This window comes from Pandoraea sp. PE-S2T-3 (assembly GCF_002179965.1).
GTDB lineage: Bacteria > Pseudomonadota > Gammaproteobacteria > Burkholderiales > Burkholderiaceae > Pandoraea.
Genome location: NZ_NGUQ01000018.1, coordinates 363,936 through 379,843 on the forward strand (window position 1 = coordinate 363,936; position 15,908 = coordinate 379,843).

Here is a 15,908-nt window from a genome sequence, read left to right on the forward strand (position 1 = left end):
AACTCAGGCAGCCTTCGACGCACGCGAGGCGCGGTGCGGAATACCGGCAATCTTGCCGGCACGCACGCGGCGGCCCAGCGCGATCACGGCGCTGATACTGAGCACAGCGGTGGCCATCACATAGAAGCTCGGCGCGAGCTTGCTGTGGGTGGCGTCGATCAACCACGTGACGATCAGCGGGGCAAAACCGCCGAACAACGTCACCGAGAAGTTGTACGACAGGGCCAGACCGGTGCCGCGCGTGCTCGTCGGGAAAATATCCGCCAGCAGGGCCGGCAGCGGCGCGAGGCTGACCGCGATGAGCAAGCCCACCAGCGCCTGCACCATGAGCAACGTCTGGAACGTCGGATACAGGTTAAGCAGCACGAACAGCGGGTAAGTCGTCACACCCACGAGAATCAGCGCGATCAGCATCACGCGGATACGGCCGAAGCGGTCCGACAGATGGCCGACCACGGGTGCGGCGAGCATCAGCATCAGGCCCGTCACTACCGCACCGACAAACGACGACGTCGCCGGAATGTGCAGTTGCTTGACGGCATACGTCGGCATGTAGAGCTTGTGGACGTAGTTGAACGCCGTCGCAGCGGCCACCACACCGGCGCCGAGCAGCATATTGGCGCGGTCACGGCCGAACACTTCACGCAGCGGCGACTTCTCGCGTTGCTGTTGGCTCAGCTTCTTGAAGTCGGCCGTCTCGTCGATATTGCGGCGAATGTACAGACCGACCGGGCCGATGAGCAGACCCACGGCGAAGGCGACACGCCAGCCCCAGGCACTCAGTTGATCGGCGGTGAGCAGCATGCTGAGCAGTGCGGAGACACCGGCGGCGAGCACCGTGGCCAGACCTTGCGTCGACATCTGCCAGCTGGCGAAGAAACCGCGACGCTTGGCGTCGGCGTGTTCGACCATGAAGGCGGTGGCGGCACCGAATTCACCGCCCGTCGAGAAGCCTTGCAGCATGCGGGCGACGATGATGATCAACGGCGAGGCGATACCGATCTGCGCATACGTCGGCGCAAACGCGATCATGGCGGTGCCGAGCATCATCAGGCCGATCGACACGGTGAGCGAGGCTTTGCGGCCGGCGCGGTCGGCGTAGCTGCCGAGCACGATCGAGCCGAGCGGACGCGTGACGAACGAGATACCGAACGTGCCCACGGAGAGCAGCAGCGAGGTCGTGGCGTCGTGTGAGGGGAAGAACAACTGACCGATCACGATGGCGAAGTAGCCATAGATCAGCAGGTCATAGAACTCGAGTGCGTTGCCGATACTCGCGGCGCAGATTTCGCGCCACGGGTTGTGGGGCGCCGGGGTGGCGGCGCGGGAATTGCTGGTCATGCCTGCTCCTCTGGATCCGCTGGCGTTGGGGATAGTGTAGGTGCCGTGCGCGCGTCGCACGCGGACACCGAGCCAGTCTCAGGAAGCGGAGTGTAGGCGGCATAAAAACGGTCTTCGTGCCGTTTCGGCACGCAAACGTGCTGATTGGGTGGCGGGGCCTCCCCCATGATGCGAATCAATGAACTTTGTCACGGAATTGAAAAAAAGCCCGTACGCACATCGCATACGGGCTCAGGAGACTCACTACCAGCCTTACACCGGGTTGATCACGGTTCAGCGATCGTGAACCAGAAGTCGAACTTGTCGTACAGACCGAGCATCTCCTTGAACTTCGCCCGGTCGCCGTCGAACTGCACCTGCCCGCTTTCGGCGAGATTCCCCAGCTTCAGCTTGCCCAGCGCAATGTCGTCCAGCGTCGTGCGATTCAGCGAGATGTTGGCATCGGCCTTCTGCAACACGGTGTCCTTGCTGTAGTTCATCACGCCGTTCTTGACCGTCAGCGCGTACTTTTCCTTGGTGTCCGGGAAAGTCACGTTGAACGCATACGCCTTGTCCGCTGCCTTGGGTCCGTTCAAGTGAATGGCGAGGAAGTCCAGGAACATCTCAGTCGTCATGCCACGAATGATGTCGGGCGAGGACGTATTCGGCGTGGCCACTTTATGCACACCGCCTCGAAGTTCCTGTGCGCCGCTCAGGTAGAAGTTGCGCGCCGGCCCCGATTCCGCCTGATACCCCAACTGCTCCAGCGCAGCGGCTTCGAGATTGCGGGCGGCCTGATTCGTGGGCTGCGCGAAGACCACCTTGTTCGTCAGTTCGGCAGCCCAGCGATAGTCACCCTTGTCGAACGCCGCCTTGGCACCCTTGAGCATCTTGTCCGCACCGATCAGGTCCACGTACCGCTTCGCTTCATCGGTCGGCGCATACGGGTCGAAATTCGCGGGATTACCATCCCACCACCCAAGGTAGAGCTGATACGTCGCGCGCACGTTGTGCTTCAGATTGCCGTAATAGCCGCGGCTATAGAATTCTTTGGCCAGCGAATCGGGCAACTGGAACTTGTCCGCGATCTCGTGCATCGTCATGCCCTGATTGGCCATGCGAAGCGTCTGATCGTTGATGTAACGATAGAGGTCGCGTTGCTTCTCAAGATGCTGCACCACACGATCGTTACCCCATTGCGGCCAGTGGTGGCTGCTGAAGGACACGACAGCGTCGTTGCCCCAGAGGCGAATCGTCTCGTCAAGGTAATGGGACCACTTCTGCGCGCTCCGGACCTTCGCACCACGCAACGTGAGAATGTTGTGCAGCGTGTGCGTCGCGTCCTCGGCCAAGTCGATCGCCTTGAACTGCGGGAAGTAGAACAGCATTTCCGCAGGTGCCTCAGTACCCGGCGCCATCTGGAAGACGATGTCGACGCCGTCGATGTTCAGCGTCTCGCCCGTTTTCTTGATGAGCTTGCTCGGCTCGAACAGCGTAATCGTGCCGGCTGCCGTCGTGAGACCGAGGCCACCGCCGACGTTACCCTTCGGATCCTTCGGCAGCAAATTGCCGTACATATACGACGCCCGTCGACTCATGACGGTGCCGGCGAACACGTTTTCGCTGACCGCTTCTTCCATGAAGCCCTCGGGCGCCACCAGCGGCACCTTGCCCGAGCGCACGTCCTTTTCGTCAACCACACCGCGCACACCGCCGAAGTGATCGACGTGACTATGCGTGAAGATCACGCCGGTGACCGGGAGCTTCTCCACCTTGCTGTTGACGAGATCGAGTGACGCTTTGGCCGTCTCGACGGACGTCAGTGGATCGATCACGATCCAGCCGGTCTTGCCACGCACGAACGTGATGTTGGCCAGATCGACGTTGCGCACCTGATAGATACCGTCGACCACCTTGAACAAGCCTTGCGCCGACAGCAACTGCGATTGCCGCCACAAACTCGGGTTGACCGTCGGGGGCGCCTCGCCCGCCATGTTCTTCTTCAGGAAGTCGTACTGAGAGAGATCGATCACCGTGTTGCCTGCGGCGCCCTTGACGACAGGATTCGGGAGTTCAGCAATGAATCCTCGCTGAATGTCCTCGAAGTCCTGCTTGTTCGCGAAGGGCAGGAAGTTCAGCAACTTCTGATTCGCGTCGCGCGTGGCCGCCGTTGCATCGGCAGGCTGCGGTGGCGACGACTGCGCATGCGCCACGGTCCCGGCAAGGGTCGCGGCAACAAGCGCCATCACGGCAACCACGAACTGGCGTTTCATGAGTCCTCCGCAAAGACATTGGGTGAGCGTTATGACATCCGGCCAAATAACCACGGAAGTCATTCTCAACATTTGCCTGCGGCTAAAACATAGGTGCATGGGGCAAAAATCATGTCCCTTTTGGGCAATCAGAAATTAATTCATCTGCAAAATTTTCACTCGACGAGAATCACAAGTAGTGAAATCGCGAATCACCAAGCACCTGTCACTTCACGCCAAAAGCCACGCCACCACACCGCCCCATGCCGAACTCTCTTTACGAATTTATTCAGAGATGCTATCAATTGAACTATCTTGAAATTCTAGATATGGCGCCTCTGGATCACCCCAAAAAAATTGAATCGTTATTTATTATTCAAAACACAATAATTTAAATTACCCACGTCGGAATTATTCCTACACACCGGCGAACATTCTTTCAACTCCCGGGGGAGATTTCTTTCAGCGCGCGAGCCAAGCGGAGATACCATGAATGCCAGTCGTGAATCGGTTGTGCATGTTGTCGATGACGACGCCTCCATGCGGTCGGCACTGACACGTCTGTTGTGTGTGTCGGGTTATGACACAAAGGAATATGCGTCCGCGGGAGAATTCCTCGTGAGTGAACCGGACGATCGCCCTGGTTGCGTTCTCCTCGATCTTGAGTTGGGTGGCCCCAACGGCCTCGACCTGCAACGCGCGCTCCGGCGTCAGGCGTCGGACCTGCCGGTCGTGTTCATGAGCGGCTACGGCGACGTGGCGCGCTCCGTCGAAGCCATGAAGGCCGGTGCCGTGGATTTCCTTATCAAGCCGTTTGAGCGCGATGCCCTGATGCGCGCGGTGGAAACCGCCATCAGCCTCGTGCCGCGTAAGTCGACACCGTCTTGTACGGACGACGTCCAATCCACGCTGAGCGGACGTGAACAGGTGGTGCTGCAAGGCATCACCAAGGGGCTGCGCAACAAACAGATCGCCGCAGAACTGGGGCTCTGCGAGCGGACCGTCAAAACGTGCCGCGCGGAGATCATGCGTAAATTCCGCGCCACGTCACTGGCAGAGCTGCTCCGGCACACCGAGAAGCCAATCTCCGGCGTGGCCGTACAAATGTCGTGACCGGCATCGCCGGCCGCGCCATCCGAGGGACCGTATCACTGGTGATATTCACCATGTGCGGTCTTGTGACGCCCACGGCGTCAGGCGCGGAGCCGCCAAAAGTGGTGTTGCTCACCGGCGGTGACCCCCTGCAAGCGGCGGTGCTCATGCAGACGCAGGCAATCCGCACCGTCTTGAACGCCGAATTGCCGCTAGGCAGCGAAACCTTCCTTGATACGCTCGACGGCCTTCGATTCGGTGCCGACCGGCTCACGCCAGAGCTCGTTGCCCTGCTGCGCAAGAAGTACGACAGCGAGCACATCGATCTTGTGATTGCCATCGGCAACTACGCGGCCGAGTTTGCCCGCACCCATCACGCGGCCATCTGGCCGGGAACCCCTGTGCTGGTCACCAGCGTCCCGGAAGCGTGGCTAAGACGGACGGGCGAATTCCCGTCTACGTTCGTGATGATGCCGTACCGCATCGAGATCGGAAAAACACTGACCATCGCCGAGTCGCTTCAGCCCGAAGCCTCCCATTTGGTTGTCATCGGGGGAAGCGCAGAGGTGGACGCGCGGTTCTCCGACGAAATCGTCGAAACGGCGGCACAGCGCCGCGAGAAATGGAGGTCGATCGAGCGATGGGAGGGATTGTCGGTGCCGGAGCTTCGCAGCCGGCTGGCCAAACTGGATAAGCGCACCACCGCAGTCCTGTATGGAACCCAGTACCGGGACCAGGGCGGCAGGCGTTACTTTCCCTTCGAACTGGTCAACCGAATCGCCGAGGACGCCCCGGTGCCCATCTACGGGTGGTACGCCAACTATATCGCCCAAGGGGCGGCGGCCGGCGCGGTGTATGACCTCGAAGAAAACGGCCGCATGACGGGCGAGATAGCCGCGCGCATGCTCATGGGGGACAAGACCCTCCGAACCGGCGCAGTAGCACCGGCGTTACCTGCACGATGTATCGCCAACATCGCAGTGCTACACCGTCTCGGCATCTCCGAACGGTCTCTCGGCCCGGACTGCAAGTGGCTCAACGTCCCACATCCGCCCTATCGGGAGTACTGGAAAGAAATGGCGGTGGCGCTTTTCGTCATTGGCGCGCAGGCTTTTACGATTGTCGCCATGCTCGGGCAGCGACGCGAGCGGCGCATCGCCGAACGAAAAGCCGCGACGCGTCATGCCGATCTCACGCGAGCATCGAGAATTGCGACTGTGGGCGAACTCAGTGCATCGATCGCGCATGAAGTCGGGCAGCCGTTGGGGGCCATTCTCAGCAACGTTGAAGCGGCGGATTTGATGATGCAGGCCTCCGGCAACAGTGACACCGAGCTGCGTGAGATTCTGACCGACGTCAGACGCGATGCCCTGCGCGCCAACGACGTGATCGTGCGCTTGCGCGCGTTGCTCCAAAAGCAGGCCATCACGTTCGCACCGGTCACATTCGACACCGTGCTCGAGCGCGCGACTTCGCTAGTACGCCCGGAAGCGCGTCGCCGCGGCATCGTCGTGCACACCCGGTTCGGCACGAACGAGGCGCAAGTGTTCGCGGATCAAGTGCAGTTGCAGCAGGTACTGCTCAACTTGGCAATCAACGCGTTGGACGCGATGGAAAATGCCGAGCAGCAGGATCGCGAGCTGTCGATCACGACACGTGCCGCCGGCGAGGGTCTCGAACTCGTCGTTTCGGATCGAGGCATCGGCATTCCGGAAGACAATGCCGATCAGCTATTCGAAGCGTTCTACACGACCAAGGAGCGCGGCACCGGGCTTGGCCTCTCGATCGTGCGCTCCATCGCCGAAGCCCACCGGGGGGGGGTGTCTGCACGACGCAGAACCGGCGGCGGCACCGAATTCGTTCTCTGGCTCCCGCTCGCCTCCGAGATGCTCAATCCTGCGCATCGCACCGACATCGAGACGACGAGCGCCTGATCAGCCAGTGCGCTCGCCCTCGTCTGCTCAATACGGTGCGGCAACCACCACGAACTGCGTGCCTTGCGGCTGATACCAGGTGCCGCCGCATTGCTGATAAATCATGCCGCGATAGTTGACGGGCACACAATTGGCCGGCACTGATCGCACCACCGATCCGATCACGGCAGCGGTCACGCCGACGGCCGCGGTGACCGCTACGGCAGTCGCCACCGGATGATAGTCATCGTCCCATCCGCCGTGATAGCCACCGTGGTTGTCGACGTTCACGTTCACATTTCGATCGACATTCACGTTGTTCACGCTGGTATTGCGCACGTTGCGCGTTCGCGCATCGGCCTGACGATTGCCTGCATTCGGACGCTGTGCGTTGCGCTGCCCGGCTTGATGATCACCGGCGCCCTGCCCGCGCGCATGCCCGCCACCACCACCGCCGCCATGACCACCACGGCCCGCCGCGATCGATGGCGAAATCGCGAGGGTGGAAAAGGCCAACAGCGTCGCGGCAACGCACGCCGTCAGAGAAGGGGAGAGATTTTTTTTCATCTTGTCACCCCTTGCTGGCCGGCAGCTTGAGCGCTTCGATCTGCTTCGCGCCGGGCGGCGGGCGGAATTGGAACGTCGACGGTGTCATGGAAGCGCTGGGTTTCCATGACAGAACAGACACCGACTGCGGCCGAGCATCGTCGTCCGTGCGAGTCACGACGATCTTGCGCGGCAACGGCTTGTCCCCGCTCGTGATCCATATCTGCCAGTCGATACCCGCTTGCCGATAAGCGTAGTGATCGCAAAGATCGTTGCCGACATAGTCTTGTCCCGCAAACATGGCGGAATCGAATTTCCGGGTCTGCGCTTCAGGCGTTCCCCATGCGAACAGATCAGCGAGCGGAAGCTCTACGCCATAGCGCGAGCGCAGCTCCTTGATGAGATCGGCCAGCGTTCCCTTGAAGGGCACGGATGCGTAGTACTTCTGCTCGGGGGCATACAACGTGGCGGTCTTGCCGTCATAGATGATCTCGCGCTCGCTGCGCGCGCTTCTCATGATCGCGCGCAGATGCTCCGGCCTGTCGACTTCGAGCGTGGCCTGCGCGCCATGTTGAAGCTTCTGCCCATCGGCCAGCACGCGCTCGCCCGTCAGATCCGTAGACACGCGAAAGCGCTTGAGCGATTGCAGGTAGCTTCCCATCGTGTGAAGTGCCTGCACCGCCTCCGGGTCGACGGCATCGGCCTGCGCCGAAGCCGCACTCGCGGGTGTGCCTTGTGCCCATGCGGCGGGTGCCGCGCCTGTCGTGAGCAACATCAAAATTGCCAATGCCTGTCGTCTCATCGTCGCGCCTCAAATCAAGGAGATATCCGTGGCTTCAGAGTGCCGGACACGGTGGATCGCGCACGCGAAACTCGACCGCAACCGCCCTAAGGTCAATGTAGCGGGCAAGGTCCGCCATGCCTAGGCGATTGCCCCAAATTGCCCGACAGGGTATTAGCGTTGCCCCAAGTCCCGATGGCGGTTGCGTTGCATTCCAAAGAAAAATGCCTCCATAGGGACACGACCGCCTCATGAACACACCAAGGAAACTCATCGCGATTCTGGAGGACGACACCGGCATGCGTCGCGCCGTCGAGCGCCTGTTGAAACTCTACGGATTTCGCACGCGGTCGTTCTCGGGAGCCGACGACGTGGGGTTGGTCCAGTGCGTCGGCAGCGCCTATTGCGTGATCTCCGACGTACAACTGCCGGGCACGTCCGGGCCTGCGTTCTTTGCAACGCTGCCGCCCCCGCGTCCGCCTGTCGTATTCGTCACGGCATACGACAACGCCAAAACTCGTGCCGACATCCGGCGTATCGGTGTCGCCGAAGTCCTGACCAAACCCTTTCTCGGCAGCGATCTGCTCGCGGCCATCGAGCGGGCGGCACACATCTCGTCGTGATTCGCCCGCGCCGCCGCTTTGGATCCCCTTCAGATACGAAAATCGGCGGCCATGTCTTCGTCGCTACGTGCGACAAGCTTCCCCGAACGGATGGCGCGCATGAACGCGTCGTAGTCTTTTTGGTTTTGCCCGGCGTAGTCCAGCGCATACGACGTCATGGATTCTGCCAAACGCTTGGCGTCGCCGATGTATGAAGAAATCTCTACGGCGAGCCCACCCGACTTTGCATGCGCTCGCGCGAGCGCCCAGCCGCAGATGCGGGCATAACCCTGCAAGATCGTGTCGTTCATCCGCTCGACTTCGGCCGAGACCTTCATATCGCGCAATTGCCGAAAGTAGAAATGTCTCCCGTTCGGACCGCTCGTCCATCCGAGAAAGGCGTCACTCGCCGCCTGAAGCAGTCGCTGCCCGGCCACCACGCGCAGGCCTTGGTGATGTACCTTCCCTGCGGGGAAGTACCGGGAGATCACCGATTCCTTGGCTTCCTTGACCTGAAGGAACAGCGGCTTGCCGTGGGCGTCGACGAACAGCATTACCAGACAGAACGTGCCGACGCTGCCCACACCCACGACCTTGAAGGCGATGTCCTGAAGCTGGAACTGATCGATGAGCGCTCGCCGGTCCACCGGCAGCGTGCCGACATATTCATTGAACGCCTGTGCGAGTTTTCCCTTCCACGCTTGCGTGTCCGACCACGCGTGCGAACTGCCTAACAGCGAGCTCGGCCCAGACGGATGAAACAATGCCGGGGGGGCGTCCTGAATCACCCATCGCCCGTCCTGCTGCACCGCCATCTTGTCGAGCATCGCCTCGTGCGAGCGCCCCGCGGCCTTCTCGGCCGTTTTGCGAATCAGCCGTCGCCCCTCCGCTGTCACGGCCGCTTCGGCCATGCGGTCGAACGTCACGATTTCGTGCCAAAGATCGAGGGCGCTATAGCCCGCGTACTCCTGCATGCGCTCGCCATATTCACGCACGGCCGATGTCACGACATCACGGATCGTGCCGCGATCGATGCCCATGTGGTCACCGGCAATCGCAAAGCTGGCGGCAAGCCGTTTGAGATCCCACTCCCAGGGCCCCGGCGCCACCTCGTCAAAGTCGTTGAGATCGAAAACGAGCTGCCGCTCCGGCGTGGCGAAACCGCCAAAGTTCATGAGGTGCGCATCACCGCAGATGGGGAACGTGAAACCCGTGGTCGGCGTTCTGGCCAGATCGTGCGCTTGCAGCACTGCGCTGCCCCGATAGAACGTGAAGGGCGAGACTGACATGCGCCCGTATCTCAGCGGTACCAGTGCATCGACACGGCCGGCGCTGTTCTGCCGCAGCAGTGCGACGGGATCGCGGTCCACGTTGCCGATTTCGCCTTGCCTCGAGCGAGGCGTACGCTCACGCGCGAGTTTGCCTGCCGCTCTCCTTTGTTCCAGTGTCAAATCGCCGGGCATGGGTCACCTCCAGAGTTTGCGTGGATGAATACGCGATCGCGCCCCTCGCGCTTCGCCGAGTAAAGCGCTTCGTCCGCGGCTTGCAGGAGCAAATCCGGGGTGCCCGTCGGCATCGCCCCTGTGCCTGCAATACCGATGCTGATGGTCACGCGTCCGTGCTCGCTGCCTTCGTGCGCAATCGCAGCGGCACGCACGGTCGCTCTCACACGCTCGGCGACGTCGCGCGCGCCGCCGGCATCCGTCTTCGGCAAGATCACCATGAACTCTTCGCCGCCGTACCGCCCGGCAAAATCGCCGGGACGCCGGATCGAGTCCGAGATCGCATGAGCGACGGCCACGAGTGCGTCGTCGCCCGCCGGGTGACCGTACCGGTCGTTGAACGTCTTGAAGTGATCCACGTCGATGAACAGCAGCGACAGAGGCGCTCGCTCGCGTACCGCGCGCCGCCATTCCCTGTCATAGGCCTCATCGAGGGTGCGCCGGTTGGCGAGTCCGGTCAGCGGGTCAGTGCTGGCCATTTGTTGCAGCGCGGCTTCGGCCTGCTTCCGGCGCTTGCCCTGACGCCTCAGCAAAATGCTGAGCACCACGCACGCGGCACCCAGCCCGGCAGTCAGACCGGCGACCCAGAACGCCCGCTTTCTCCATTCGGCATAGATCTCGCTTCGGGGCGCGCGAATGTCGATCTGCATCGGCACCCCCGGAAGGGGCTGCCGAATGTATAGGAAATCGCCGTCGGCACCTGAGGACGTCTGTGCATCGCCGTCATCTCTCGCATCCCCGGGCTCCCAGCCATTGAGCACGGCGCCATCGCTACGAAGGAGCGAGACGACGCCCTGCTTCCCGGGGGCGAGCCCGGCGAACAGGTGCGCGAAGTAGTCGGCGTCGACAGTCACGATACTGGCGCCCGCAAAGCCGCCATCGGCACGACGAATGCCGTGCGTCAGCAGCAGCCCCTTGCCGCTGCCCCCGGGACATAACGGTGTAGACATGGACACCGTCAACCCACCGGCCTCTTCCCGCCGCTCAGCGTCGACGATCTGCTGCACCCGTGTGCGATCGAAGCATGTCGCCGATGGCAACGCTTCGAATACCGCCTCGCCGGCGTCATTGACGATGACCGCTTGCGCGTAAGTCGACGCCTGCACACCCGTCGACCGGTCCGTGGACACGACACGACCGAAACGTCCGAGGCAGTTGGCCAATTGCGCGCTGGGATCCGCGCGCCCCGCAACGCCGAGCGCATCGAGCGCCTGCGTGCAGGCCGAAATGTCGCCGCCCACCACGCGTGCGGCGAGAAGTGCCACGCGCGCGTTCGCGTTGCGCGCGTCGTCGCGCACCGCCACGCGTCCCTCATAGAGCAAGGTTGCACGTACGCCGATAACCATCACCACCGCGATCCCCACCGCTACGAGCGTCAGGCCGAGCGGTCCGAACCGTTGACCAAACCTTCGTGACGAAGCCGGTGACGTGTGGGGGGAATTCATGTGCCTGCGAACCCTGTGATCGACGCGCCCTCATTCTTTTCGCTATCGGAGCTCGGGGCTATCGGGACTGAGGGCAAGTCATCTGCCCATCGGGGCAATGCCATTGCCCTCCCCACCGATGGCCCAAGCGCGAGGCGAACGCGACAATGACGCACGATGGCGAATGCAACGCGATTTCCACCGCGCAAACCGGCGATGTCAATGACGGGACTGACGAGAACGAAAAGCAACGGATGCGTCGCGCGGGTGACCAACGGCCGCCGACGCATTGCGTCGCTGGCGGCGATGGCTGGCCTGACATTGACCACGTCTGCGGTGCTCGCGCAATCGCCGCCGCTTCGCGTCGGAACCGATGTGAAGAGTCATGCGAACAGCGTGCTTGCCATCATGAGCTACACCACCGTGCCCGACGTGACGACGAGTTCGCTCTCCATCAACAACGGCTCCACCGGGAACCCCGGGTTCTGGCAGACGCAGTTGGGCGGCGGCTTCACGCTCAGCCGCTCGTTTCCGCTATATCTGGAAGGTACGTTGGCCTATAGCCGGTACGACCCCACGTTCGTGGCCTCGGACGGCACGGAACATCGCTCACTCCCCGTACGCTGGAACACCTTGAGCACGACCATCGGCGTGGGGTGGGATTTCCGACTCTCTGACGAACTGGTGCTCCGCCCGATCTTCAACAGCAGTCTCGGGCGCGTTGTCAGCGATCTTCGGGTCGGCGAAACGTTGCTCAATCGTGCAACGGACCTCAATGCTCAGTTTCTCGACAGCGGTGCGTTGAACGCCTACGGACTCGGCGGCTCGCTCATGCTCGATTTCGAGCACTATCGCGAGGCGTACGAGATCGATGTCGAATTGCGCCTGACCAATATCCACCTGCGCAGCTTCGGGAGTTCGGCAGCGGGCGTTCAGGGGAGCGCCAATGCGCAGCAGGTGAGCTTGTGGTCGCGCTGGCGGGCGCCAACGGGTTTGCGCGCGCTCGACCGCCCGGTCCGCTACGTGCTGGAAGCCGCCTACTCGCAATACTTCGGTGATAGTGCCGGCGTACTGGGTTTTAACAATCTGACGTCGCTCGGTGTGGGACTGGAACTCGACAGTAGCAAGTATCCGGTCGTCGTGACCCGCACGCGGCTGATGGCCCGCTACGTATTTGGCCATAACGTGCAGGGTGTCTCGTTCGGATTCGCCATGAGTTTCTGACGCCGCTCGACGCTCAAGTCCGTCAAATCAACGCCTTGAATACCTTGCCCAACACGGCGGACAACGGCAACTGCATCGCCGCGACATAGAGCATCGGCAACGCGGCCGGTACGACGATCGCAACGACGGACAACTTGCTCAGCGGGATCGAGCGCATGTGGACCACGGCGTCGTAGATGGCATGGACGTCGGCCACGGGCCCCAATTCCGGTGCATCGAGTATTTCGGGGCGGCCGACATCGCGATGCAAAATCCAGCGCTGATGCACGAGCCGGTCGTGATGCGCCACCAGACTGCCGTATTCGAAGGCCGCCCGGCGCTTGAGCCGGCCGAGCGGGATACCCAGCGGCAGCAACGGAATCAGAAAGACGATCGAAATCAGCGCGGCGCTGGCGATCAGCAGCGTCTTCATCTGCATCGCGCTCGCGCCGTGATACACGACCTCGTGGGCGAACGACGAAGCGACGACAGCGGAAATGGCAAACGCCACCGGGCTGAACATGAATGCCATGTGCTCCACGAAACTGAGGCCGCCCACGCGATCCGGGTGTGACGGCACCAACGCCAGCGGCAGTTTGCCGATCTTGAGCAGCAGCACGAACAGCAGGCATACGCGCCATAGCCACGCGAGCAGCAACACCGTGAACAGCGGACGAATGACCAGCACGAACCACCAACCGCCGAAGGTGATGTCACGCACCCGCTCGCCTTGATTCATCCACGCCAGATCTTCCGCGCGACCGTACAGCGCGCCGATCGTCGAGCAAGCGATCGCCGCGGCGAAAATAACGACCCAAGGCAGTGAGCGATCGCGCAGCTGCGCCACACGCGACAACTGCCGCCGAAATTCCGGGGCGGTCTGCTCGGTGACGACGCCGCTGTCGATGAAGTATTTGAGCAGCGGCGGCATCAGCTTCTGCGCCACACCTTCCGCAGCCACCATCAACGGAATGGCGACGAGGCACCGCACATGAATGCCGAAATGCGCGGCGAGAGTGTCGTCGCCGGTGCCTTGCAACGCGCGGCCTGTGAGTACCGCCCACACGGCCAGCGGCAACCAGGTGACGGCGGCGAAGATCAGCGCTCTGCGCCATGCCCCCATGCCGACAGCGGGAATGAGCCGCACACGCCGTTGCAGATGAAATCCCAGATCGCCCTGCACGAGAGACATATCCACGTCCGGCGTTTGGTCGGGCTGCGACGATCGCGCGTCGGCAGGCCGAATTCCATTCCCCATGAATACCTCCTTGCCGGGTGTGCCGTGAGGTGGTGCAGGCCCGTAGTCTTGCGCCGGATGCGCGAGCGCGCCATCGGGGTTTAGGGCAAGCATTTTGCCCCCCGGGGCACGTCGGTTCGCGCGAAAATCGCCTCAGGTCCGCTGTGACAATTCAGGAGCGTCCATGATGACCCGCACTGTCGCACCCGCGACTCTCCCTGGCATCTCGCGCGACAAGACGATACGTTCGTCCTGCCGGAAACTTGTCTCGCGCTCAACGTTCTTCCTGATGTCGTTGGCCATCTGTCTGGCGATGGCCTTGGCTTCGCCAGTGGTCCACGCGCAAGCGTCACGGCCTGCCGCAGCATCGGACGCGTCTGCCGCCGACCTCCGTTACATGGATCGCCCCATCGCGACATTTCGCGCGTCGCTCAGTGGCGCCACACCGCAGCAGCGGGCCGATCGCTCCTACGCCGTGCTGGACGGGTTGCCAGAGAGCGTTCTGAGTCTTCCCACGCAAGCTGTTCAGGCATCGATGGGGCAAAACCACGGTGTCGTATTCCGTCGCGGCGACCGCATTCTTTTCGCGCTGCTGGCGGGTGATGTCGACGAAGCCGACGACCGCCCGTTCGAGGTCATCGCTCAGGAGACGCAGGTGCGCCTTGATACTGCGTTAGCCGCCAGACAGGCGCAATTGCACTGGCCGAACATCATTCGCGGCATCCTGTTTTCCCTGCTCGCGACGGTCGTGCTGGGCGTCGTGGTCTGGATCGCCGGCCGGCTGCAAACCCGGCTCCAGACGCGCATCCAATATGCCGTCGAGGCCCATTTGCTTCGACGCACGTCGCAAACTTTCGACTGGACCGGTTCGGCGTTCCAGTTGGCGCGGCAGATCGTGCAACTGCTTTTTCTCTTCTTCGTGGCCGCGCTGATCTATGTCTACCTCATCTATGTGTTGGAGCGCTTTCCCGTCTCCGAACCCATGGGCGAGCGCTTGAGCAGCTTTCTCTGGGACTTGTTGAACACGTTCGCGCTGGGCATCGTCAATGCGATTCCCGGACTGATCGCCATTGCCGTGATATTTCTTCTCACGCGCGCGCTGCACAATCTCATCAACAACGTCTTTTCAGCGATTCAGCAACGTCATCTCAATATCCCGGGTCTGCATCCCGACACCGCGGGCGCGTCCCGCCGCATTGTTGCCATCGTGGTCTGGGCGCTTGCACTGACGTTTGCTTATCCTTATTTTCCGGGCGCGCAAAGCGACGTGTTCAAAGGCTTGAGTGTGCTGCTGGGCCTCATGATTTCGCTCGGTTCGGCGGGCATCGTCAATCAATTGATGAGCGGCATCGTCGTGACATACAGTCGCGCGTTTCAGGCGGGCGACATGGTGCAGATCGGCGACACGGCCGGGGTCGTGGTGAGCGTGGATACCTTGTCGGTCAAGCTGACCAATGTGCGCCGGGAAGAGGTCACCATTCCGAACGCCGTCGTCGTCGGTGCCATCGTGCACAACTTCTCGAGCCGCGACGGCAAAGCGCCGGCACTCGTCGTCACATCGGTGACCATCGGCTACGACACGCCATGGCGGCAGGTGCAGGCAATGCTGAGTCTGGCGGCGGCACGAACGAAAAGCGTTGCCCAATCGCCGGCGCCATTCGTTCTGCAACGCTCGCTCTCGGACTTCTATATCGAATACGACTTGCATGTCGCGCCGGTGAATCCTGCGCAGCGCCTCGTCATGTTGAGCGAACTGCATAGTCAGATCGTCGATGTGTTCAACGAATATGGCGTGCAGATCATGTCGCCCCATTTCGAAGAACAACCGGAGATGCCGGTCGTCATTGCGCGCGAAGGTTGGGCGCCTTCCCCCGCACAGGAGAGCGCCGGTCCCCATGGTGCAAACGAGACCTGACGTCGAAATCTTGTGCTGCCCCGACGGGCAATCGGTGCTGCCCCAACTACCAATGGCAACTCGCGGTCACAAATCTGACACTCTCAGACAAGTGCCCCTGAGATGAATGGCAGGGACACTT

Annotated in this window: 12 protein-coding genes; 5 read left to right on the plus strand and 7 right to left on the minus strand. The window is 61.9% G+C overall.

Annotated elements, in window-relative coordinates; translation table 11 throughout:
- Positions 1–3: 3 nt before the first annotated feature.
- Together CDV46_RS17030 and CDV46_RS17035 are read right to left on the minus strand one after the other, a co-directional pair.
- Positions 4–1,341, minus strand: a complete 1,338-nt coding sequence (locus CDV46_RS17030; RefSeq protein ID WP_058377298.1) for an MFS transporter — start codon at positions 1,339–1,341, stop codon at positions 4–6.
- 266 nt (positions 1,342–1,607) lie between these two features.
- The gene (locus CDV46_RS17035) at positions 1,608–3,593 is read right to left on the minus strand and encodes an alkyl/aryl-sulfatase (RefSeq protein ID WP_087723792.1); all 1,986 of its coding nucleotides are present in this window, start codon (positions 3,591–3,593) and stop codon (positions 1,608–1,610) included.
- Between the two features lie 468 nt (positions 3,594–4,061).
- Here CDV46_RS17035 and CDV46_RS17040 point away from each other — a divergent pair, with 468 nt between their 5' ends.
- Together CDV46_RS17040 and CDV46_RS17045 are read left to right on the plus strand one after the other, a co-directional pair.
- On the plus strand, positions 4,062–4,685 hold the full coding sequence (locus CDV46_RS17040) for a response regulator transcription factor (RefSeq protein ID WP_087689610.1): 624 nt from the start codon (positions 4,062–4,064) through the stop codon (positions 4,683–4,685).
- Positions 4,682–6,598 (plus strand): sensor histidine kinase, encoded by a 1,917-nt coding sequence (locus tag CDV46_RS17045; RefSeq protein ID WP_087723794.1) that lies wholly within the window; start codon positions 4,682–4,684, stop codon positions 6,596–6,598. The genes CDV46_RS17040 and CDV46_RS17045 overlap by 4 nt, the downstream gene beginning before the upstream one ends.
- Before the next feature lie 27 nt (positions 6,599–6,625).
- Here CDV46_RS17045 and CDV46_RS17050 read toward each other — a convergent pair whose 3' ends face one another.
- Complete coding sequence (locus CDV46_RS17050) at positions 6,626–7,144, minus strand: hypothetical protein (protein WP_087689614.1); 519 nt, start codon at positions 7,142–7,144, stop codon at positions 6,626–6,628.
- 4 nt (positions 7,145–7,148) lie between these two features.
- The gene (locus CDV46_RS17055; protein ID WP_249277622.1) at positions 7,149–7,898 is read right to left on the minus strand and encodes a DUF2092 domain-containing protein; all 750 of its coding nucleotides are present in this window, start codon (positions 7,896–7,898) and stop codon (positions 7,149–7,151) included.
- A gap of 257 nt (positions 7,899–8,155) precedes the next feature.
- On the opposite strand from CDV46_RS17055, the gene CDV46_RS17060 reads away from it, so the two are divergent.
- A complete protein-coding gene (locus CDV46_RS17060; protein ID WP_087689618.1) occupies positions 8,156–8,527 on the plus strand; it encodes a response regulator in 372 nt (123 codons plus the stop codon).
- Between the two features lie 29 nt (positions 8,528–8,556).
- Here CDV46_RS17060 and CDV46_RS17065 read toward each other — a convergent pair whose 3' ends face one another.
- On the minus strand, positions 8,557–9,969 hold the full coding sequence (locus CDV46_RS17065; protein ID WP_087689620.1) for a DUF2252 domain-containing protein: 1,413 nt from the start codon (positions 9,967–9,969) through the stop codon (positions 8,557–8,559).
- Positions 9,954–11,453, minus strand: coding sequence for a sensor domain-containing diguanylate cyclase (locus tag CDV46_RS17070; RefSeq protein WP_087723796.1), 1,500 nt, complete (start codon positions 11,451–11,453; stop codon positions 9,954–9,956). Before CDV46_RS17070 ends, CDV46_RS17065 begins: the two co-directional genes overlap by 16 nt.
- Positions 11,454–11,738: 285 nt before the next feature.
- Between CDV46_RS17070 and CDV46_RS17075 the strand changes: the two genes are divergently transcribed.
- Entirely contained in the window at positions 11,739–12,656 is a 918-nt protein-coding gene (locus CDV46_RS17075) for a hypothetical protein (RefSeq protein ID WP_087724155.1), read from the plus strand.
- A 22-nt stretch (positions 12,657–12,678) separates the two neighbouring features.
- Here the strand turns inward: CDV46_RS17075 and CDV46_RS17080 are convergent, their stop codons facing one another.
- Positions 12,679–13,893: a hypothetical protein gene (locus CDV46_RS17080; protein WP_087723798.1), complete on the minus strand. Its 1,215-nt coding sequence runs from the start codon at positions 13,891–13,893 to the stop codon at positions 12,679–12,681.
- A 163-nt stretch (positions 13,894–14,056) separates the two neighbouring features.
- Between CDV46_RS17080 and CDV46_RS17085 the strand changes: the two genes are divergently transcribed.
- Positions 14,057–15,787: a mechanosensitive ion channel family protein gene (locus CDV46_RS17085; RefSeq protein WP_087723800.1), complete on the plus strand. Its 1,731-nt coding sequence runs from the start codon at positions 14,057–14,059 to the stop codon at positions 15,785–15,787.
- The last annotated feature ends 121 nt before the right edge of the window (positions 15,788–15,908 follow it).

What these genes read in the sequence shown, in the direction of transcription:
- CDV46_RS17035 (WP_087723792.1), bottom strand. Translation starts at nt 3,593, where the DNA reads ATGAAACGCCAGTTCGTGGTTGCCGTGATGGCGCTTGTTGCCGCGACC.
- CDV46_RS17030 (WP_058377298.1), bottom strand. Translation starts at nt 1,341, where the DNA reads ATGACCAGCAATTCCCGCGCCGCCACCCCGGCGCCCCACAACCCGTGG.
- CDV46_RS17085 (WP_087723800.1), top strand. Translation starts at nt 14,057, where the DNA reads ATGATGACCCGCACTGTCGCACCCGCGACTCTCCCTGGCATCTCGCGC.
- CDV46_RS17070 (WP_087723796.1), bottom strand. Translation starts at nt 11,453, where the DNA reads ATGAATTCCCCCCACACGTCACCGGCTTCGTCACGAAGGTTTGGTCAA.
- CDV46_RS17075 (WP_087724155.1), top strand. Translation starts at nt 11,739, where the DNA reads ATGGCTGGCCTGACATTGACCACGTCTGCGGTGCTCGCGCAATCGCCG.
- CDV46_RS17040 (WP_087689610.1), top strand. Translation starts at nt 4,062, where the DNA reads ATGAATGCCAGTCGTGAATCGGTTGTGCATGTTGTCGATGACGACGCC.
- CDV46_RS17050 (WP_087689614.1), bottom strand. Translation starts at nt 7,144, where the DNA reads ATGAAAAAAAATCTCTCCCCTTCTCTGACGGCGTGCGTTGCCGCGACG.
- CDV46_RS17060 (WP_087689618.1), top strand. Translation starts at nt 8,156, where the DNA reads ATGAACACACCAAGGAAACTCATCGCGATTCTGGAGGACGACACCGGC.
- CDV46_RS17080 (WP_087723798.1), bottom strand. Translation starts at nt 13,893, where the DNA reads ATGGGGAATGGAATTCGGCCTGCCGACGCGCGATCGTCGCAGCCCGAC.
- CDV46_RS17055 (WP_249277622.1), bottom strand. Translation starts at nt 7,898, where the DNA reads ATGTTGCTCACGACAGGCGCGGCACCCGCCGCATGGGCACAAGGCACA.
- CDV46_RS17065 (WP_087689620.1), bottom strand. Translation starts at nt 9,969, where the DNA reads ATGCCCGGCGATTTGACACTGGAACAAAGGAGAGCGGCAGGCAAACTC.